At 41.7% G+C, this 20,339-nt stretch carries 19 protein-coding genes; 11 read left to right on the forward strand and 8 right to left on the reverse strand.

From position 1 onward, the window contains the following. The first annotated feature begins 147 nt into the window (after nucleotides 1-147). The 8 genes from D0463_RS12045 (at nucleotide 148) to D0463_RS12080 (ending at nucleotide 8,805) form a co-directional block, all read left to right on the forward strand. Nucleotides 148-1,149, forward strand: coding sequence for a sulfonate ABC transporter substrate-binding protein (locus D0463_RS12045; RefSeq protein ID WP_254052783.1), 1,002 nt, complete (start codon nucleotides 148-150; stop codon nucleotides 1,147-1,149). A gap of 18 nt (nucleotides 1,150-1,167) precedes the next feature. After that, a complete protein-coding gene (gene ssuC, locus D0463_RS12050; protein WP_117307640.1) occupies nucleotides 1,168-1,932 on the forward strand; it encodes an aliphatic sulfonate ABC transporter permease SsuC in 765 nt (254 codons plus the stop codon). 21 nt (nucleotides 1,933-1,953) lie between these two features. Then, on the forward strand, nucleotides 1,954-2,730 hold the full coding sequence (locus D0463_RS12055; protein ID WP_254052786.1) for an ATP-binding cassette domain-containing protein: 777 nt from the start codon (nucleotides 1,954-1,956) through the stop codon (nucleotides 2,728-2,730). A 596-nt stretch (nucleotides 2,731-3,326) separates the two neighbouring features. Continuing rightward, nucleotides 3,327-4,049: a ThuA domain-containing protein gene (locus D0463_RS12060; RefSeq protein WP_117307642.1), complete on the forward strand. Its 723-nt coding sequence runs from the start codon at nucleotides 3,327-3,329 to the stop codon at nucleotides 4,047-4,049. Between the two features lie 14 nt (nucleotides 4,050-4,063). Then, nucleotides 4,064-5,104, forward strand: coding sequence for a Gfo/Idh/MocA family protein (locus D0463_RS12065; protein WP_117307643.1), 1,041 nt, complete (start codon nucleotides 4,064-4,066; stop codon nucleotides 5,102-5,104). Next, the gene (locus tag D0463_RS12070) at nucleotides 5,101-6,114 is read left to right on the forward strand and encodes a Gfo/Idh/MocA family protein (protein WP_254052784.1); all 1,014 of its coding nucleotides are present in this window, start codon (nucleotides 5,101-5,103) and stop codon (nucleotides 6,112-6,114) included. The genes D0463_RS12065 and D0463_RS12070 overlap by 4 nt, the downstream gene beginning before the upstream one ends. Nucleotides 6,115-6,134: 20 nt before the next feature. Then, entirely contained in the window at nucleotides 6,135-7,103 is a 969-nt protein-coding gene (locus D0463_RS12075) for a sugar phosphate isomerase/epimerase family protein (RefSeq protein ID WP_117307644.1), read from the forward strand. Between the two features lie 31 nt (nucleotides 7,104-7,134). Continuing rightward, entirely contained in the window at nucleotides 7,135-8,805 is a 1,671-nt protein-coding gene (locus D0463_RS12080; RefSeq protein WP_117307645.1) for a glycoside hydrolase family 13 protein, read from the forward strand. 39 nt (nucleotides 8,806-8,844) lie between these two features. Here the strand turns inward: D0463_RS12080 and D0463_RS12085 are convergent, their stop codons facing one another. The 4 genes from D0463_RS12085 to nagA are packed head-to-tail and all read right to left on the reverse strand — an operon-like array spanning nucleotide 8,845 to nucleotide 12,303. After that, nucleotides 8,845-9,582: an SIS domain-containing protein gene (locus tag D0463_RS12085; protein ID WP_117307646.1), complete on the reverse strand. Its 738-nt coding sequence runs from the start codon at nucleotides 9,580-9,582 to the stop codon at nucleotides 8,845-8,847. 28 nt (nucleotides 9,583-9,610) lie between these two features. Continuing rightward, the gene (phnF, locus tag D0463_RS12090) at nucleotides 9,611-10,336 is read right to left on the reverse strand and encodes a phosphonate metabolism transcriptional regulator PhnF (protein ID WP_117307647.1); all 726 of its coding nucleotides are present in this window, start codon (nucleotides 10,334-10,336) and stop codon (nucleotides 9,611-9,613) included. Between the two features lie 35 nt (nucleotides 10,337-10,371). Further along, complete coding sequence (gene nagB, locus D0463_RS12095) at nucleotides 10,372-11,109, reverse strand: glucosamine-6-phosphate deaminase (protein WP_117307648.1); 738 nt, start codon at nucleotides 11,107-11,109, stop codon at nucleotides 10,372-10,374. A 6-nt stretch (nucleotides 11,110-11,115) separates the two neighbouring features. Then, the gene (gene nagA, locus D0463_RS12100; protein WP_117307649.1) at nucleotides 11,116-12,303 is read right to left on the reverse strand and encodes an N-acetylglucosamine-6-phosphate deacetylase; all 1,188 of its coding nucleotides are present in this window, start codon (nucleotides 12,301-12,303) and stop codon (nucleotides 11,116-11,118) included. A gap of 248 nt (nucleotides 12,304-12,551) precedes the next feature. On the opposite strand from nagA, the gene nagE reads away from it, so the two are divergent. The 3 genes from nagE to D0463_RS12115 all read left to right on the forward strand — a co-directional run bounded on the left by nagE (nucleotide 12,552) and on the right by D0463_RS12115 (nucleotide 15,678). After that, nucleotides 12,552-13,925 carry an N-acetylglucosamine-specific PTS transporter subunit IIBC gene (gene nagE / locus D0463_RS12105; protein WP_117307650.1) on the forward strand — a complete coding sequence of 458 codons (1,374 nt, stop codon included), beginning with the start codon at nucleotides 12,552-12,554 and terminating at the stop codon, nucleotides 13,923-13,925. A 166-nt stretch (nucleotides 13,926-14,091) separates the two neighbouring features. Then, entirely contained in the window at nucleotides 14,092-15,036 is a 945-nt protein-coding gene (locus D0463_RS12110; protein ID WP_117307651.1) for an alpha/beta hydrolase, read from the forward strand. A 24-nt stretch (nucleotides 15,037-15,060) separates the two neighbouring features. Then, nucleotides 15,061-15,678 carry a DUF502 domain-containing protein gene (locus D0463_RS12115; protein ID WP_117307652.1) on the forward strand — a complete coding sequence of 206 codons (618 nt, stop codon included), beginning with the start codon at nucleotides 15,061-15,063 and terminating at the stop codon, nucleotides 15,676-15,678. Nucleotides 15,679-15,765: 87 nt separating this feature from the next. Here the strand turns inward: D0463_RS12115 and D0463_RS12120 are convergent, their stop codons facing one another. From D0463_RS12120 to D0463_RS12135, 4 genes are all read right to left on the reverse strand, one after another. Next, a complete protein-coding gene (locus D0463_RS12120) occupies nucleotides 15,766-16,218 on the reverse strand; it encodes a hypothetical protein (protein ID WP_117307653.1) in 453 nt (150 codons plus the stop codon). 310 nt (nucleotides 16,219-16,528) lie between these two features. Then, nucleotides 16,529-17,656 (reverse strand): Ger(x)C family spore germination protein, encoded by a 1,128-nt coding sequence (locus tag D0463_RS12125; RefSeq protein WP_117307654.1) that lies wholly within the window; start codon nucleotides 17,654-17,656, stop codon nucleotides 16,529-16,531. Next, on the reverse strand, nucleotides 17,640-18,734 hold the full coding sequence (locus tag D0463_RS12130; RefSeq protein WP_117307655.1) for a GerAB/ArcD/ProY family transporter: 1,095 nt from the start codon (nucleotides 18,732-18,734) through the stop codon (nucleotides 17,640-17,642). Before D0463_RS12130 ends, D0463_RS12125 begins: the two co-directional genes overlap by 17 nt. Nucleotides 18,735-18,744: 10 nt before the next feature. Next, nucleotides 18,745-20,211, reverse strand: a complete 1,467-nt coding sequence (locus D0463_RS12135; protein ID WP_254052785.1) for a spore germination protein — start codon at nucleotides 20,209-20,211, stop codon at nucleotides 18,745-18,747. Nucleotides 20,212-20,339: the final 128 nt, after the last annotated feature.

Genomic DNA, 20,339 nt, shown 5'->3' on the forward strand with positions numbered 1-20,339 from the left:
TAACAATTCTCATTATATTTTGCATACAAGGGATTGAATTTATGTATGAAGTTTCTCTAAACAGGGACAGGAACCTAGTTTGCTTTTCAACATACTCTGTCAACAGGACCGGGGAATTTTATATAAGAGGAGAAGGGTTGAAATCGTATGATGAACACAAAGAATCATCCAAAATTAGTTTCTATTTTCTGCTTCATCATTTTAGCAGGACTAATCCTATCAGGCTGCGCTGGAGAAAAAGATGAGATTGCAGGGAAAAGTTCAAGCCCGAACGAAAAGGTTGTCAAAATCGGCTATCAAAAGAATGGACCACTTGTTATTTTGAAATCCCGGGGAACTCTGGAAAAAAGCTTAAAGAAAAAAGGGTATCAAGTGGAGTGGAAGGAATTTCAGGCAGGACCTGCTCTTTTGGAGGCTTTGAATGTCGGAAGCATTAATTTTGGAAGAACCGGAGATTCACCGCCGATTTTTGCGCAGGCAGCGGACGCTCCTTTTGTTTATGTGGCTGCAGGAAAAACAAAAGTGGAAGGAAGCGGCATTCTGGTTCCTGAAAATTCCCCAATTAAATCGGTTGCCGATTTAAAGGGAAAGAAAATTGGCTTTGCCAAGGGATCCAGTTCCCATTATTTGCTGGTGAAGGCGCTCGAGAAAGCAAACGTATCCTACCAAGATATAAAACCCTCTTTTTTGCAGCCTGGAGATGCTCGTGTGGCGTTTGAACAAGGAAATATTGATGCCTGGGTGGTGTGGGATCCGTTTACAGCCGATACGCAAATCCATTCGAAAGCGAGAATGCTCGTCAACGGAGAGGGTCTGACTACAGACCGTGACTTCTTTTTGGCAAACTCCGACTTTGAAAAGAATCACGGTAACATCGTGGACATCATTATAGCTGAAATAGAGAAATCATCTGATTGGGCGAATGAAAATCATCAAGAATTAGTTGCCATGCTGTCTCCCCTGCTTAAGATTGATAAACAATCTTTATTGATGTCAGCTGAACGGCGGGAATACGGGGTGGACCCCTTGACCGAAGATATTTTGACCGAACAACAGCAGATTGCCAACACGTATTATAAACTGAAAATCATTCCGAAGAAAATCAATGTGAGGGATGCTTTCGACACGGAACGGATGGTCGGAAAATAATGAAAGGGGGATGAAACTTTGAAGCGAAGCGTAAAAGGAGCATGGAAATTAGTCATTCCCTGGACAATTCCAATCCTTCTGCTCATCAGCTGGCAACTCTTCGCATCGTTAGGTGCTATTCCTGCGCGGATTCTGCCTGCCCCTTTCGAGGTAATAGGAGCAGCAGTAGAGCTTACTAAGACCGGTGAACTGGCGGATCATATTTCGATCAGTTTAGGAAGGGCTGTAACAGGGTTTTTGATTGGAGGCATGATTGGGTTTGTACTGGGGCTTTTCAATGGCATTTCGCGGATATCTGAACTGCTCTTAGACACATCCATCCAAATGCTGCGGAATATCCCGCATCTTGCCTTAATCCCTCTGGTTATTCTATGGTTTGGAATTGATGAAACGTCTAAAATCTTCATCGTATCCCTTGGTGTGTTGTTTCCGGTCTATATTAATACCTACCATGGTATTAAGTCTGTGGATAAGGGGCTTATTGAAATGGGCAAGGCATATGGTTTGAAGGGATTCTCAATGTTTTGGACGATCATCTTTCCCGGAGCCCTGTCGTCTATCCTGGTTGGAATCCGTTTTTCGCTTGGTGTAATGTGGATGACGCTTATTGTCGCAGAGACGATATCGGCCCATTCAGGAATTGGCTATATGGCCATGAATGCCCGTGAATTTATGCAAATGGACGTCATTGTATTAAGTATTGTGCTATACGCCTTGTTCGGTAAGCTTTCAGATGTCATCGCCAGAATCATTGAAAGGAAATGGCTTCAATGGAATTTATAATAGAGGGGGAAAGTCAAGTTGATATCTCATGTGCCTAACACCCATATCATACTGGACGGAATTCAGAAATCTTATGATAGCCGGCAGGTACTAAAGGGGATCGATCTCCATATAAGGTTTGGGGAATTTATCGCCATTGTCGGAAAAAGCGGCTGCGGTAAAAGCACACTTTTGCGCTTAGTAGCAGGGTTAGAACCATATGATAAGGGTTCGATTTCAATTAATGGCAAGACGTTGGACCGGTTAAACAAGGAAGCCCGCATGATGTTTCAGGATGGAAGGCTGCTTCCATGGAAGCGGGTAATCGATAACGTTGGAATGGGACTGACAGGGGATTGGAAAAGAGAAGCGCTGAAGGCCTTGCGCAATGTTGGCTTAGCGGAACGGAGCGGAGATTGGCCGGGCAAGCTTTCAGGTGGACAAAAGCAGAGGGTAGCTTTGGCGCGGGCCTTAGCCCACAAGCCAGATATCCTTCTTCTCGACGAGCCATTAGGTGCTCTTGATGCCTTAACAAGAATCGAAATGCAAGAATTGATTGAAGCGATTTGGACAGAGAAAAAGTTCACATCGATATTAGTGACCCATGATGTCGAAGAAGCTGTCGCGATTGCAGACAGAGTTATCTTGATTGAAGATGGAAAAATAGTATTGAATAAAGCGATTCAACTGCCGAGACCAAGACATCGCTCCCAACAGGCTTTCGCGAACTATGTAGCAGAAATTTTGGATCGAATCATGCATCGTGGTGAAGAAAAGGATTTGCCTCTTGTTGTAAATCAGAAGCAGGGGATGTATTGAAGGTATCTTTTACAAAGAAGAGGCTTCTGGAATACGACCGGTATTGTTTATGTCTAGTATAAGCTTTTATTAGAAGTTTTTTCCTTTTGTGGTTTTAAAAGCGAATATATTATGAAAGTTTTCCGTTTATCTCTCGTCTGTCTTCTATAAAGTTTGGCGAATCTTATGTCGTATTCTTCCCAAATTGAATTAGTGGTTAAAAGCAGGGGAAATAGGTGTGTTTGAAGAAGTTATAAAGAGAACAGCCATTTGAAAAAACATGAAATCTCTAGTCATGATGGATCCCAGGATGACAAGTATTTTCGAAAAAGTATTTTAAAATTTCGAGGGTATCACCCCGAATGAAATATCGCTCCAAACATCCAAAGAGTGAAGGCATATATAAGCAGTTGTGGGGCCCAGTGACTCATTCTGCTTTTTGCTTTGTATAAGAAATCATTACACTTTATTGATAACTTATAGGGATATTTAAGCGTTTAATAGATTGGATGTGCTCGTGCTCGATAAACAGAATATATGAGCGATTATCCAAATATATATGAGCCATGTCCCGATTAATGGGCGGTTCGTCATAATAGATAAGGAGTGTTATCAATATGTTAAAAGTAACTGTATGGAATGAAAATCGGCATGAACAAAAAAATCCGGTGGTGAGAGATCTATATCCGACCGGCATTCATGGTGCGATTGCTGAATTTTTAAAAACAGAAGGATTTGAAGCAGGCACAGCTACCCTTGATGAGCCGGAGCATGGTTTAACTGATGATGTTCTGAGCAATACCGATGTATTAGTTTGGTGGGGGCATTTGGCCCACGAAGAAGTAAAAGATGAAATTATTCAAAGGATACAGCAGCGCGTTCTTGATGGAATGGGTCTGATCGTTCTTCATTCGGGCCATTTTTCCAAAATCTTTAAAACGTTAATGGGTACAAGCTGTGATTTAAAGTGGCGGGAAGCCGATGAAAAAGAACGGCTCTGGGTCGTGAACCCGAGCCATCCGATTACAGAGGGAATTGCTGAGTATATTGAATTAGAAAAAGAAGAGATGTACGGGGAGCATTTTGATATTCCCGAACCTGATGAACTTATTTTTACGAGCTGGTTTGAAGGCGGCGAAGTCTTCCGTAGCGGCTGTACATATCGTCGCGGTAATGGAAAAGTGTTTTATTTCAGACCCGGACACGAGACATATCCGACGTACCATAATAAGCAGATTCAACGTGTGATCATCAACGCCGTAAAATGGGCTAAGCCTGTGGAACGCAACAGGCCTGTATACGGAAATGCACAACCACTAGAGGAAATTAAGAAAGCTTAGGGAGGAAAAAAACAATGGAAAAGATAAAAATTGGCGTTATTGGATGCGGCAGCATTGCCCAGCATCGTCATTTACCGGAATACGCAGCAAATCCAGGTGTGGAGCTTGTTGCGGTCTGCGACATTGTGGAAGAGCGTGCAAAAAAAGTGGCAGGGAAATATGGAGTCAAAGCTTATACGAGCTATGAGGAGTTATTGCATAGCGGTGAAGTGGATGCCATCAGTGTTTGTACACCGAATTATCTTCATGCCCCGATTTCGATTGCGGCCTCAGACGCTGAGCTTCATGTGCTTTGTGAAAAACCGATGGCCACATCTAAAGCAGAAGCAGAAGCGATGATCGCGGCTGCTAAAAGAAGCGGCAAAAAGTTAATGATTGCTCATAACCAGCGTTTTGTAGCATCCCATCAAAAAGCGCGACAATTGATATCGAACGGAGAAATCGGCAAAATATACAGCTTTCGTACAGCATTCGGCCATGGCGGACCGGAAGGCTGGAGTGTCGAAGGAAAAGGCGGCTGGTTTTTTCAAAAGGATAAAGCCTTCATTGGTGCCATGGGTGATCTAGGCGTCCATAAGACAGATTTACTCCGGTATGTGCTCGGCGAAGAAATTTTTGAGGTGGGTGCATTTGTCGAAACAAGCGCCAAAGATTTCGCGGATGTAGACGACAATGCCGTTTGTGTGCTGAAAACAGAAAACAATATTATTGGAACTCTTGCTGCCAGTTGGGCTTATGTAGGCAATGAGGATAACTCAACGATTATTTATGGGGAGAAAGCCATCCTTCGTTTAGAAGATGACCCGATCAATTCCTTGGTCATTCAATATGCAAATGGCGAAGTAGTAAACTATCAGCTTGGACAAATTCAGTCCAATGAAGACGGAGGCCAAAGTAACTCACACGTTATTGAGAATTTTGTCGATTCGATTCTTAATGATAAGGAGCCGCCTGTTCCAGGCGAAGAAGGCATGAAGTCATTGGAAGTCATTTTGGCTGCGATCGAATCGAATGCAACCAAACAAATTGTCCGAATAAAGGCGGCATTAATGTGACTACATTGCGAATCGGAATCATCGGCGTTGGCGGGATTGCTCAAACCCGCCATATTCCTGCTTTTCTGGAGTTGCGTGATCAGTGTACAATAATGGCCCTAAGCGACGTAAATATCGAACGAGCGAGGGAAACTGCAGAAAAGTACAGGATCCCTCATGTATTTGAAAACTATCACGACCTATTTTCAAAAGTCGATGCAGTCTGTATTTGTACGCCGAATAAGTTCCATGCTGAAATTTCCATTGCCGCCTTGGAGGCCGGGGTTCATGTTTTGTGTGAAAAGCCAATGGCCCTGAATGTAGCAGAAGGCGAGGCGATGCTTTCCGCCTCAATAAAAGCGGACAAGGTTCTGGCGATTGGCTATCATTATCGTTTCATGAAGGAAGCTCAAGCAGCGAAAAAGGCGATGCAGGATATTGGGACGCCGCTTGTAACCAGAGTCCAAGCGTTAAGACGCCGCAAGGTACCCGGGTGGGGCGTTTTTACGAATAAAGATCTTCAAGGCGGCGGCAGCTTAATTGATTATGGATGCCATCTACTTGATTTAGCGCTTTGGCTGACAGGAAACCAAAAACCGATTTCCATAACTGGTAGTACATACAACAGGCTCAGTAAAACGCCAAATCAAATCAATATATGGGGCGAGTATGATCATGACACCTTTGATGTCGATGACCATGTAACAGCCTATATAAAGTTTGAAAATGGTGCTTCCATGCTTTTTGAAACATCTTGGGCAGCGAATATTAAAGACGATCAGGAGCATGTCAGCATTTCAGGAACAAACGGAGGCTTGAGCGTTTTTCCGTTTGAGCTCTACACGGCAAAAAACGGAATGCTGTTAAACAGTGAGGCGGCGTGGCTGCCTGGCAACGAAGATTTTGGGCTGTCCCAGGCGCAAAATTTCGTGGATGCTTGCCTTGGGAATGCTGAGCTTATCGTCCAGCCCCATGAGGCCCTTCAAGTATCACAAATTATCGAAGCAATCTATGAAAATGATAAATCCTGATCAAGAAAAGGAGTATTGATATGAAATTAGGTGTTTTTACCGTCCTTTTTGCCGACAAGTCCTTCGAAGACATGCTGGATACCGTGAAAAATGCGGGGTTAACCGCTGTAGAAATTGGCACCGGCTGTTATCCGGGAAAGGCCCACTGCGATATCGACACTCTATTGGAGAGTGAAGAAGCACGCAACCAGTACATGCAGAAAATACAGGAAAGAAATTTAACTATCAGCGCTTTCAGTTGTCATGGCAACCCGATTTCTCCTGAAGCAACATTTGCGCAAGAATCTCACGAAACGCTTTTAAAAACTATTAAACTTGCATCACTCTTAGGAGTATCGGTTGTAAACTGTTTCTCGGGAACAGCGGGTGATCATGAAGGAGCCAAATATCCGAACTGGCCTGTCACTCCGTGGCCAAATGAATATGGAGACGTCCTGAAATGGCAATGGGAAGAAAAACTGATTCCATTTTGGAAAGAAGTAGGGCAGTACGCCAAACAGCACAACGTAAAAATTGGTTTGGAGCTTCATGGCGGCTTCCTGATCCATACACCCTATACACTATTAAAACTGCGAGAAGAGACCTGTGACGCAATCGGTGCCAATTTAGATCCAAGCCACTTATGGTGGCAGGGAATTGACCCGGTCGCCGCGATTAAGATTCTGGCAAAAGAAAATGCCATCCACCATTTTCACGCCAAGGATACATACATCGACCAAGAGAATGTGAATATGTATGGTTTAACAGACATGCAGCCATATGGGGAAGTGAAAACACGAGCCTGGTCGTTCCGTTCTGTAGGATGCGGGCATAGTTTGAAAGAATGGTCTGACATGATGAGTGCTCTTCGCACATATGGTTATGATGATGTGGTCAGCATCGAACACGAGGATCCGATTATGTCGATTGATGAGGGCTTTAAACGTGCAGTCACAAACTTAAAAGCTGTCTTGATTGAAGAATCACCTTCTCAGATGTGGTGGGCGTAAGGACAACATCCAAAATATTTGGAGGTGCATAATGAATAGAAAATGGTGGAAGGAAAGCATCGCTTATCAGGTGTATCCCCGCAGCTTCAAGGATAGCAATGGCGACGGCATAGGCGACTTAAAAGGAGTTACCTCAAAATTAGACTATTTGAAAGAATTGGGAATCGATGTAATCTGGCTATCGCCTATGTACAAATCACCGAATGATGATAATGGTTACGATATTTCAGATTATCAGGATATCATGGAAGAATTCGGGACTATGTCCGATTTCGACGAACTCCTTGAAGAAGTTCATAAGCGCGATATGAAATTGATTCTGGATTTGGTTATCAACCATACTAGCGATGAACACCCATGGTTTATCGAGTCTCGTTCATCGAAAGATAACCCAAAAAGGGATTGGTACATTTGGAGTGACGGTAAAAATGGAAAAGAGCCAAATAACTGGGAGTCCATTTTCAGCGGCTCTGCCTGGAAATATGATGAACTAACTGAACAATACTTCATGCACCTTTTCTCTTCACGACAACCCGATTTGAATTGGGAAAATCCTGACGTAAGAGAAGCTTTGCAGAAAATGGTTATCTGGTGGCTGGATAAAGGCATAGACGGTTTCCGTGTGGACGCTATTTCCCATATCAAAAAGAAACCAGGTTTCCCGGATATGGCTAATCCAGAGAAATTAGAATACGTGCCTTGTTTTGAATATATGATGAATGTAGAAGGCATTGATGAATTCTTATCTGAATTCACTCAAAGAACGATTAAAAACTATGATGTGATGACTGTCGGAGAAGCAAATGGAGTAGGACTTGACGACGCCGATAAATGGGTGGGCGAAGATAACGGCTATTTCAACATGATTTTTCAGTTTGAACATTTACACCTTTGGGACAAGGACTCAGAGGAATCAATAGGTGTCATGGCATTAAAGAAGGTGTTGACCAAATGGCAAACTGGTCTTGAAGGCAGAGGATGGAATGCGTTATTCATAGAAAACCATGATCAGCCTCGAAGGGTGTCCAGTTGGGGAAATGATCGGGAGTATTGGAAAGAAAGCGCCAAAATGCTGGCCGCGCTATATTTCCTGATGAAAGGCACGCCGTTTATTTATCAGGGCCAGGAAATTGGCATGACAAATGTTCAATTTCCTTCTATTAACGATTACAATGATGTTGGCATGAATAACTATTACAACATTGAACGTGCAAAAGGCCGACCACACGAAGAGATTATGAACGTCATTTGGACAAGGGGCCGGGACAATTCCCGTACGCCGATGCAATGGGACACCACGAACATGGCCGGATTTACGACGTCGGATAAAACCTGGATTGGTGTCAACCCGAATTACACAAAAATTAATGTAGAGGAACAAGTAAACAATCAAGATTCGATTTTGCATTTCTATAAGAAACTTATCTATCTTCGAAAAGAGCACGAACTGTTTGTTTATGGCACGTATCAGCTGATGATGGAGGAGCATCCTAAATTGTTTGTGTACACGCGTACATTGGAAGACAAAAAGGCACTCGTTCTTTGTAATTTCCATGCTAGTGAGACGGAATTTACAGTTCCTGTAGAGTTAACTTATTCTGAATCCGAACTCCTCATTGCGAACTATAATATTGCGGACCAGCACTTGCCGCAGAACTGCACACTACAGCCATACGAAACAAGGGTATATTTATTGTCTTAAAATCCAGGGGCATTAGCTCCTGGATTTTTTTCGGCTCTCCTAATCATCCAACAAAGGGATTCTATCTTTATATTTATCAATTAACCTTCTATTATGATCAATCGCTCCATCTGTATTGCCGCTTTTGAAGATTGGAACCTCCAACTGATTCTCAGCCATGATCTTCACGGCTTCCACCATCACTCCGTTGACAATCGCAGCGCCGATAACCGTAGATCCTGGACCGAACCGAACTTCTACACTTTGAAGTTGCATAAGGGCATCTCCGACCTCTATATGATTATCAATCACAAGGTCAGCCACATCAGCTAAATATTTTCCGCTATTATGCCTGGAAGGCTGAAGTTTTGCATAACCCGTCGACGTAATTCCAATCACAAAAGCTCCGTTCTGTCTTGCTATTGCAGCAACATCAATCGGAACCGGATTTATGCCGGAAGTAGAAACAACGATGAGGAGATCCTTAGAGGTAATCTTGATTTTCCCCATGAATGTTGCTGCATGACCGCTTTTTTTCTCAAGAACGGAGGAGCGAACCGCACCTTTATGCAGCATCAAATCCTCAATAAAGATGGGATGAATCGGGGCAAGACCACCTGCCCGGTAAAATAGCTCTTCAGCCAAAATATGAGAGTGGCCGCAGCCAAACACATAGATGAGTCCATCCCTTTGGATGCATTCGGCTATTGCTTCGGCTGCCTTTGTTATCGTTTCTTTTTCATTTTGCTCTACCGTCGATAATAGTTGCTTGATTTTCTTGAAATACAAGTCGAACATTTAAAAACCTCCAGCGGTTCTTCACTGATTACCGTTTCATATTAATCATGAATCGATAGCGGTCGGCACGATATACAGATTTAACAAGCTCAATCGGGGTGCCGTCTTCTAAGTAAGATTTTCTTTGGATAAGCAGGATAGGTGATCCCTTTTTAATCTTCAAATATTGCGACTCCATTTGATCGGCGATGGAAGATTCAATGACCTGTTCACCCCGGTCGATTTTAATATGCTGCTGATCCTCGATATAGTCGTATAATGATTGATGCCTCATAATTTCATCGGTTAATCCTTTAATAAGATTTGCAGGAATATAGGTGGTTTCCAAAGCCATTGGTACATCGTCTGCTAACCTGATGCGTTTGATTTCATATACCGGTCCATGTTCTTGAATGTTCAGATGACCTGCGATCAGGTTATTGGCGGGTATAATTTCAAAGCTGAGCAATTCGTTGCCTGGCACCATGCCCCGTGCTTTCATATCTTCCGTAAAGCTGGTCAAGCCTTGAAGCGGCTGTTCGATCTTTCTTTCTGTGACAAAGGTTCCTTTTCCTTTTACGCGATATAAATATCCTTCATCAACCAGCTTGGTCAATGCCTGCCTAATCGTCATCCGGCTGATCTGATACCTTTCGGCGTATTCCCTTTCGGAAGAGATGAGATCTCCAGGTGTTAACTCGCCTTTTTCAATCATGTTCTTAATTTGTTCCTGTAACTGATAATATATAGGCACCGGTGAATTCTTATTGATCATGAAAAATTTCTCCTTTTAGCCGCCATTCATGACTCTTAGTAAAGTTTCTCTGCTTTAGCTAAAGCTGCTTTATCAGCGATAACGGTAACGTATGGATGTTTTTTTAATACGGAAGCAGGGAAGCTTTCATCAATCCCACCATGCAACAGTTGATACAGAGCTTCTTTTTTCTTGTCCCCTGAAACGAGAAGCAGGATTTCTTTGCTTTTCATAATTGTCGCGATGCCCATGGTGATTGCTTGATAGGGGACCTTTGTTTCATTTTCAAAAAACCTTGCATTCGCTTTTCTTGTGGCAGGGGTTAAATCGACGATATGCGTTTTTGAAGCAAAAGAGGTTCCAGGCTCATTAAATCCGATATGTCCATTGTTGCCGATGCCTAAGATTTGAAGGTCAATTCCGCCGTGCCGTTTGATGGACTGTTCATATGAACGGCATTCTTCCAGATTATCGCCTGTATCGCCACGGGGTATTTTTGTCCTGGATTTTTGAATATCAAGATGGTGAAACAGCTTGTTATCCATAAAATAACGATAACTGTTAGGATGATTCCCAGAGAGACCGATGTATTCGTCCAGGTTAAAGGTGGTGACCTGCTCATAAGAAGTTTGCTTATTTTTGTGGTCTTCAATTAATGCAGCATAAGTCCCGATCGGGGTCCCGCCTGTTGCGAGACCCAAGGTGATGGCAGGATTGCTGCGGACTTGTTCAATGATTATATCTGCCGCCCGCTTACTCATCTCTTGATAATCGTTTACTTCGATAATCTTCATTCCGCTCTACTCCCTTTTAAAGGCAAGTTTTCCTTTACAAAATGTCATCACTACATCATGGTTTTCATCGAGAATAACAAGGTCGGCATCCTTCCCTTCAGCAATGCTTCCTTTGTGGTCAAATACATTCAACTGTTTGGCCGGGTTTACGGATGCCATTTCAATGACACTTTCGAGCGAACAATCGGTGAAAGAGAGCATGTTTTTAACAGCCTGGTCCATTTTCAATATACTTCCCGCCAGTGTCCCGTCATGAAGAAATGCCTTATCATCTCTTACAATAACATCTTGGCCGCCTAAATCATATGTTCCGTTTTTTAAACACTTTGCCCGCATCGCATCGGTAATTAATAGAAGTCCGCCTGGTCCTTTTTGGTTATAGACGAGCTTGACCATTTCCGGTCTGACATGGATGCCATCCGCAATCAATTCCGTTTGCAATTCATCCCGCAACAGAGCGGCGCCGACGACACCAGGCTCCCGGTGATGCATCCCCTTCATTCCATTAAAAAGATGGGTAACATGCGTAGCTCCAGCAGTGATCGCATCCAAAACCTCTTCATAGGTGGCATCTGAGTGGCCGATGGAAGCAATGATTCCGTTTTCCTTTAAATATTTGATTAACTGAAGCCCGCCCGGTTGTTCGGGAGCAAGGGTAACAAGTCTAATCGTATCGTTTGAGAGCTCTTGCCACTTTTTAAATAACTCCACGTTCGGATCAACGATATATTCTACTGGTTGCGCTCCGGCTCTTTTCGAATTGACAAAGGGACCTTCAAGATGGATTCCGAGGATTTCTGCTTTACCCGGAGACTGATGATCGCTGATATAGTCACTTGCATTTCGTAACGCTCGTTCAATTGCTTCGTTTTCCTGGGTAATTGTGGTCGCAAGGAAGCTTGTTGTGCCTTCTTTCGGAAGAGCCGTCGCCATCGTCTCCAATGCCCCGATTGTCGCGTCCATTGTATCCGCTCCGTTCACGCCGTGAATATGGACATCGATCAGACCGGGGATAGCTTTACAGTGAGCAGGTAGCGTAATTTCTTCATATTGGTCTTGTTCTGTTAGTTGGGTATTGGATGAACCTATTTCGATAATTTTGCCGTTTTTGATTTTTATAAATCCATTCTCTTTCACGGTGTTTTCAGTGTAAATATGGATATGCTTAATTAAGGTATTAGTTCCAGGATTCATAGGCTTTACATCCTTTCTATACTCCTTAATCTTACACCTTATAAGCATAGTTGTCTATACCAGTTGATTTTATAGCATAACATGATTTTTTGTTAATATACTGATAGTAGAAAGTACTTTATATTATTATTCGCAAAAAAATGAAAGGAGGAAAATTGGTATAGACATCTATATGTCTATGATGGTAAAATTATCACAAGTAAGGAAACGTTTTCATAGTTTTATAAATTTTTTTAAGGAGTGATTCTATGTTAGGATTTTTGCAACGTATTGGTAAAGCATTAATGCTTCCGATTGCCGTATTACCGGCAGCGGGATTGTTGCTGCGACTTGGACAGCCTGACTTATTGGATATCCCTTTTATTGCAAATGCAGGAAATGCAATATTTGCCAACCTGGCACTAATTTTTGCTATCGGGGTGGCGATGGGCTTTGCTAAAGATAATAATGGGGCCGCCGCGTTGTCAGGGGCAATTGGTTATTTGGTTTTAACTGAAGGTGCAAAAGCGATAGATAAAGATATTAATATGTCCGTTCTCGGCGGAATCATCGCCGGTATCATCGCGGGGCTATTATACAATCGTTTTCATAATATTAAATTGCCGGAATGGCTGGCGTTTTTTGGCGGACGGCGTTTTGTTCCGATTATAACTTCATTAGTAATGATCGTACTTGCGGGTATTGCGGGTATTGCCTGGCCGCCGATTCAGGGATTAATTAACGATCTTGGTAATTGGATTATTGGCTTGGGTGCAGTTGGTTCAGGAATCTTCGGTTTCTTTAACCGGTTGTTGATTCCTTTAGGACTTCACCACGTTTTGAATAATTTATTCTGGTTCCAATTTGGGGAGTATGCAGATAAGACTGGTGATATTGCCCGATTCTTTGCAGGCGATCCAACTGCCGGACTTTATATGACGGGCTTTTTCCCAATCATGATGTTCGGGTTGCCGGCGGCTGCATTTGCAATGATCGCCGCAGCTAAACGAGAAAAGCGAAAAGCGGTAACAGGAATGCTTGCCGGTGTTGCATTAACATCATTCGTAACAGGTATCACAGAACCTATTGAATTTTCTTTTATGTTCTTATCACCTTTGCTTTATGGGATCCATGCCGTCTTGACAGGCCTTTCGATGTGGGTTACTTCTCTGCTGGATATCAGGAATGGTTTCACCTTCTCAGCAGGGGGACTAGATTATTTATTGAACTTTAATATTGCAGAGCAGCCACTGATGCTGTTGCTTGTAGGTTTGGTTTTCGGTGTGCTTTACTTCGTGATATTTTATAGTTTAATCAAAATGCTGAATTTAAAAACGCCTGGACGCGAAGATGATGATGTTTTCATCGTGGACGAAAATGGGTCAGCAGGCGATGATAAGTATGAACAAATGGCTCATCGATTCATGAACGATATTGGCGGAAAAGAAAACATTACTTCCATCGACAACTGTGCAACAAGGCTTCGCTTGGAAGTACAGGATATGGGCAAGGTAAATGATTCATCCTTAAAAGCACATGGTGCTAAGGGAGTCATGAAGATGAATGACCACAATCTGCAAATCATCGTTGGGACAGATGTAGAGTTTGTTGCTGATGCGATGAAGAGATTGGATAGAGAATAACCATAAAGCAAAGCTGTTCTGAGTATTGAGGCAGAGTGAAAATAAATTAAATCAGTTAATCGGCAGGGAATTACCTGCCGATTTTTTTCGATACTTATAGTATTTCACCATGAAAAAGTTATAAGATGAATCTACGAATCTCATTTATAAGCTGAGGTGATGTTCGATGAAGAAAAAAACGACTAAAATTCTGGCCGTCATTCTCGCATTGATCTTGTTAGTCGATATCGGGGCTAGCTTTTATTTCTATAATATCGCAGTAGCACGGTCATCGAAGGATTTTCTCGAGGGAAACCCGGACCTGGAAGTGTCGAGTGAGATGACCACGACCTATGAAGGGCGGGAATGGATTGGGAAGACCGCATTTGAAGACGTTACGATCACATCCCGTGATGACCTGAAGCTGAAGGGATATTATTTAGAAGCGAAGCAACCGACACTTAAGACAGTAATCATAGCGCATGGTTATTCCGGGAAAGCGAAGGATATGGGCACTTATGCGAAATTTTATCATGAAAAGCTCGGGTTTAATGTCCTGCTGCCAGATGCCCGTGGTCACGGGGAGAGCGAAGGGGACTATATTGGTTTTGGCTGGGACGAACGGAAAGACTACTTGCAGTGGATCGATTATGTACTGAAATTGAACGGAGAGCAATCGGAAATCATCCTCCATGGCGTCTCAATGGGTGGAGCCACCGTATTAATGACCAGCGGCGAAGAGCTGCCTGATCAAATAAAAGGGATAGTATCAGATTGTGCGTATACATCAGCTGAAGATGTGCTTTCCTACCAATTATCGAGAATGTACCATCTTCCGGAATTTCCACTTTTGCAGAGTACCAGTTTACTGACAAAAATCAGGGCGGGATACTCCTTTGAAGAAGCGTCAGCTTTAAAGCAAGTGGGCAGGACAGATAAACCAATCCTTTTCATCCATGGTGAGGCAGATACCTTCGTACCTGTAGAGATGGTCCGTCGTCTGTATGAAGTAACCAGGAGCGAGAAGGAGCTGTTTTTAGTGGCGAATGCAGAACATGGCAACGCATACGACGCCAATCAAGAGGGATATGAGAAGACAGTTACGGAATTTATCGGGAAGCATATCCGTTAAAAACAACGACGAGGAGATATATAGATGAAGACTATTTTACGCAATTTCATAAACGGCATTTTGACGATTGTTCCTATTATCCTAGTAATTTATGTTGTCTATAAAACATTCATGTTTTTAGACGGGATCCTTGGGAATGTCCTGAAACCATACTTGAAAGACGATTATATTCCAGGGATTGGATTGCTGGTTACGATCGTGCTTATTACGGTTTTAGGCTGGTTGTCCACAAAATTTTTGACGGGGACGATTTTCCGGTTGATTGATCGGCTTCTTGAAAAGATACCAATTGTTAAAACCATCTATTCCATTATCAAAGACACGATCAATTCGTTTCTAGGGGAGAAGAAATCCTTTTCAAAAGTAGCCCTTATCACGATTCCCGGCACGGAAATCAAAAGCATGGGATTCATTACGACTGAGGATCTGGCAAGCCTGCATGACCCGTTAAAGGATCATGTGGCCGTCTATATCCAGCAAACCTTCCAGGTTGCAGGGTTCACCTTTTTAATCCCTAAAGATCAGGTAGAAATCATTGATGTAAAGTCGGAAGATGCCATGAAATTCATTCTGTCGGGGGGAATGACATCGAAAAAAGACAAGCAGGAACGGACAATGCAAAAAAATAAAGGAGCCGAATAGTCGGCTCCCTTTGTGTTCCTATAAGTTTATGATTGAGATCGAGATATGATTTACATAGAAAATAATTGCTTACACGGTTATAAATCTTTAATCTACAATTTCTTCTTTCTTTTTCCTGCTTTTATTGAAATAGAGAAAAATCGGAAGCGGAATAACAATAAATCCTAAACTTTTGATGATCGTATTTTTTGCTTGTTGTCTCGCCGATGCTTTAGCATCTTCGATCATCTGCTCATAGTTTTCGCGCATTTGAGCTTCATCAATTGTGGAACCTTCCTCATAATTACCAGACTTATAGCTTTCATAACTTTCATATTCATAATACATATTGCTGGGGCTCACAAGGTCGGCAACCCCCATGAAAATACCGATTCCACCACCAATTGACATCATCAATGTAGCAAAAAGCACTAAATATACATACAGTTGTTTAAACATATCCTTTCCACCCTTCTTATCATTTTTCGCTATAGCCATTACGATAAATGCAACTATTGCGATTGGCAATATAGTCGTCAACAAAATTAAACTGGTGCCCATCACATGATATCCCCCCTGGATTTCTGTTTCTACATTCTAATTATAATCCTTTTTATACCAAGTATTACACACTGTTTAGATGTTTTGTTTCAAGCGTAACCTTAAATAAGGAACGCTATCCTTTTCCTGAAAGAGCTGTTGATAGTCAGAAACTTCGCAATAAAAAAGGGGAACGGCGTAAAAACGGAAATTCCCGGTACACAAACGGTCCCAGCTACAAAAAGAAAATTCCCGCTACAAAAGGAAGACTTCCGGCTACAAAACAGAGGGAACCCGCAACAAAATAGAAATTGACCACTACTCAAATATTTCATTTAACCAAACCATAATCCCTTATCTCGACTGTCGCTTTACAATTGACCTTTACGGTTGGATAAACGTCTCGCCAATTGAGGCTTTTCCACTCTTCGTAATCTAAGCTGTTACGGACGGCCTTTCCTAGTCCAAAGCTATCTACATTATGTCTTTGGGTAAATGCAACTAATCGTTCCATGTCATGCTCGAGATATTCTTCCAATTTTCTTTCTATGTAGGCTCTATTTTCATTTTCTCTAATGCTTTTATTCCCTAAGTATTCCAAAATAGACCCTTTAACTTTTACTGAAATATTAACCGTGAAGTCCTTCGACTTTGGGTCATGCTTGACATTCAGTTTTCTACTGCTTTTTACATTTGAGAAAGCTACAAATTCAGGGTCAGCCTCTTTATTACCCGTCCATCGAAAATTTATGTGGCCATCGTCTAATTCTTGATGGATGAGCGAGAAAATGATGGCCCTTGTAGAATCAATTTTGGTCACATAACGATCATCTTGAAATAAGGCGATTCCATCAACACCTACATATGTCTTTTTCTTAATGAGCAGCGGGGCCACAGGATCGACACCATCGTCATAATAATCTGTTTCAAAATGGTAAAGACTTAGTCCTGGAAATGTATTATTTTGAACTTCTTTTTCGATTAATCGATCAATGTATTCATATGTCCCTTGTTGCTTATCATAGTCGGTGGAAAGCATCGCAGCAGCGTCACCATTAACGATCGCAACCTTTGTCCTTCCTCCGATTGAAGGGTCTCTTTCAAGAGCATCAAGGTGGGTCCGCACTCCCAAACCCGCAAGGCTTTTTCCGATCAGAATGGTTCTTAACTGCCCATTAACCAAGTTCCAGCCGGTTTGGGAGGACAATTTTAGTCGTGCCTCTTTACTGCTTCCTGCTTTTGCATGGATTATCTTCTGTTTCCCTTTTTCTTCAGCTATAGGAATCGACACGGAAACATTAATTTCTTCCACTTTGGAATCATCATTTTTCTTTTCAAGATCATAAGTGATTGTTTGGATCATCGCCTGGTCCTCTAATATCCTTATATCGTTGCAGCCGGTAAGAAAGAACAGCACATTTAAAATAATCATGATTTTAATTTTAGCGTTTCTGGACATCACTATATTTTTTTCCTCCTTTCTGGATCATTAGCAACAATATGGCTGCAGCCGGGAGGCCAATCGCTATGGTTATCTCTATTTTCGATAAAAATGAGAGCCATTCAGAGATCTGATCCAATGTACCGGGAACTAAGGAAATGAAGTAGGTTATGGCAATGATTAAAAAGGATAAAAGCTTTTCATCTGTTCTCTTGAAGATCCTTTTTGCTGCTTCCGTTGCTGCCCAATAATACATGACAGAAGTAATCAAAACTTTGAACAGGAAAAGCCCATACAGTAAGTTTTCCAGCCGTTCGAGAAAAGGAAAATGGATCGTTGATAGCAGATTCATAAGGGGAAATAGTAATTCTCTCAAATAAGCATGGCCAAAGTATCCGAAAATCACAAAACAGGTATATGTATAGATAAAGGTCGTGATTAAATTGCCAACAAGCATTGCTTTAATAAATCTTGATTCTTTATTGATATACGGGATGAAAAGGAGGGAAAGTTCGAATCCTAAAAAGGCAATGTACGTATCGATCATACCGTGTAACCAATCATTGCCTTCTTTAAAAAGAAAGGGTGTAAAGCGGGCCAACTCAATTCCATGAAACTGAGTCGTAAATAACAGGGCCAGGAAAATGGTGATCGAAAATATGATTGTCGAGGCTTTTGCAATATTATAAAGCCCTTTAATCAAGAGTAAATAGACTAATACATCATAGGTTAGCTTTAGTATCGCTACCGGAGTGGTATGAAAGCAAATAATCTGATAAAGGTTAATATATTGTTTTCCTACAATACAGGCAAGCAGTGACCATAAGAGGATAAGAAAGATATAGACGGGATACAGCAGAAGACGAGGTAAGCCATTTTCAAGAATAATGAACAAAGATTTTCCATTCCCAAGCTTATATACGCCTCCTATTAATAAAATATTCAAAGAAACAAGCAAAGACACCAGCAATACCGCAATCCAACCATTTGTTCCAAAATCATATGCTAGTACATTAGGCAGAGTAAACAAAGCTACTCCCGATTGAATTAAGTAAATTAAAAGGACCAAATGGATGTAATGTAATTTTTCTTTCATTTTAGTTCACCTATAGTTTCTTTTTTTCGCGAATTGGATTAGGTGTCCTTGATTGGACCGGTCTCGATTTCAACATGGAAAACGGAGATCTTATGAAAACGTCTTTTAAATCCTGCGGATAAAGTGGTGTAATAGGTGTTAAATAAGAGGTACCCATATTAGTGATACCAGTTAAATGAATCAGCACGAGAGCAATACCAAGCATGATACCATAATTGCCCCACATCCCAGCGAGTATGATGATACCAAAACGGACCAGCCGAATCGAAGCGCTCATCATATAACTTGGAATCACGAATGAAGCTATGGCTGATATTGCGACGGAGATAATTAAGACATTGCTTGTGAATCCTGCCTCTACCGCAGCCTGTCCAATAACGATACCCCCTACAATGCCAATTGTTTGCCCGATTTTTGTAGGCAAACGGGCTCCGGCCTCTCTTAATAGTTCAATGGTAATCTCCATTAACAGAGCTTCCAACAGAGGAGGGAAAGGAACCCTGCTGCGCGATTCCAACAATGTGAGGAGTAAAGGCCTTGGAATCATTTCATAATGATAAGTAGTAAGTGATACATAAAAGGCAGTGAAAAAAATAGTGATCCCAAAGGCAATGTATCTTAATAATCGCAAAAAAGACCCAAGTGCCCACCGTTGGTAATAATCATCCGGTGAGTTAAAAAAATCAAAAAAACTGGTAGGAGCCACAGTAGCTGTCGGGCTTCCATCCGTAATGGCGACAATTTTCCCTTCAATCAATTTTGAAGCAGCGACATCAGGCCTTTCTGTCGTTAAGTATTGCGGGAAGATCGAGTAAGGATTATCTTCAATCATTTGAATGAGCATATTTGAATCGAAAATGCCATCAATTTTAATCGATCCAACTCTCTTGTTAAACATTTCTACAAAGTCTTTGTTAACAATATTTTCAATATATAGAAGATAAATATCGGTTTTTGTTATCTCGCCAACGGATATTCTAATAGTTTTTAAATGTGAACTCCTTACTCTTCGACGGATTAGCGAGATGCTTTGGCCGGCTGATTCATTAAAAGCTTCATGCGGGCCGGTGATTACCGACTCCGTTTCAGATTCATTAACTGCGCGGGTCTCGGGGCCAAAAACATTGACGAGGTAAGCCTTGTCTTTATGAAAAATCGCGGCTTCCCCACTTAAAAGACCCTGATATAAAATGTTTTTATCTTTAATTTCTGTATATCTTTCCTGTGCCAGGATTTGTTCCACTTCAGGAGACTTATTGACGTCAAAGGGATCAACTAAAAATTCCTTTACTTTTATTTCATTTACGAGATTCTCAAAATATAGATAGTGCAGCTGATACTGAGGGATGGTATTTTGGGTTAAGTCATCACAATCCTTAAAAGTTGCGAGTGTATCTTTCAAAGAAACAGCATCGATTTCTAACTTATTAGCATTAATAGATTGTTCATTCTTATATTTCTTCTTAAAGAATCCCAATATGGTTACCCCGCATTTTCTATTAATGTAAATAGTTTTTGCAAACTAATAATTCTTATACTTTTTTATTCTTGGCTCTGTTAAATTCCATTGTTGATTTTCAAATGGTCATGGAATCTACTCGCTTT

Origin of the sequence: Bacillus sp. V59.32b (genome assembly GCF_003429085.1) — a bacterium.
Taxonomy (GTDB): Bacteria; Bacillota; Bacilli; order Bacillales; family DSM-1321; genus Peribacillus.

Coding starts and splice junctions, on each gene's coding strand:
- D0463_RS12045 (WP_254052783.1), top strand. CDS start 148: ATGATGAACACAAAGAATCATCCAAAATTAGTTTCTATTTTCTGCTTC.
- D0463_RS12060 (WP_117307642.1), top strand. CDS start 3,327: ATGTTAAAAGTAACTGTATGGAATGAAAATCGGCATGAACAAAAAAAT.
- D0463_RS12065 (WP_117307643.1), top strand. CDS start 4,064: ATGGAAAAGATAAAAATTGGCGTTATTGGATGCGGCAGCATTGCCCAG.
- D0463_RS12075 (WP_117307644.1), top strand. CDS start 6,135: ATGAAATTAGGTGTTTTTACCGTCCTTTTTGCCGACAAGTCCTTCGAA.
- D0463_RS12080 (WP_117307645.1), top strand. CDS start 7,135: ATGAATAGAAAATGGTGGAAGGAAAGCATCGCTTATCAGGTGTATCCC.
- D0463_RS12085 (WP_117307646.1), bottom strand. CDS start 9,582: ATGTTCGACTTGTATTTCAAGAAAATCAAGCAACTATTATCGACGGTA.
- phnF (WP_117307647.1), bottom strand. CDS start 10,336: ATGATCAATAAGAATTCACCGGTGCCTATATATTATCAGTTACAGGAA.
- nagB (WP_117307648.1), bottom strand. CDS start 11,109: ATGAAGATTATCGAAGTAAACGATTATCAAGAGATGAGTAAGCGGGCG.
- nagA (WP_117307649.1), bottom strand. CDS start 12,303: ATGAATCCTGGAACTAATACCTTAATTAAGCATATCCATATTTACACT.
- nagE (WP_117307650.1), top strand. CDS start 12,552: ATGTTAGGATTTTTGCAACGTATTGGTAAAGCATTAATGCTTCCGATT.
- D0463_RS12110 (WP_117307651.1), top strand. CDS start 14,092: ATGAAGAAAAAAACGACTAAAATTCTGGCCGTCATTCTCGCATTGATC.
- D0463_RS12115 (WP_117307652.1), top strand. CDS start 15,061: ATGAAGACTATTTTACGCAATTTCATAAACGGCATTTTGACGATTGTT.
- D0463_RS12120 (WP_117307653.1), bottom strand. CDS start 16,218: ATGGGCACCAGTTTAATTTTGTTGACGACTATATTGCCAATCGCAATA.
- D0463_RS12125 (WP_117307654.1), bottom strand. CDS start 17,656: ATGTCCAGAAACGCTAAAATTAAAATCATGATTATTTTAAATGTGCTG.
- D0463_RS12130 (WP_117307655.1), bottom strand. CDS start 18,734: ATGAAAGAAAAATTACATTACATCCATTTGGTCCTTTTAATTTACTTA.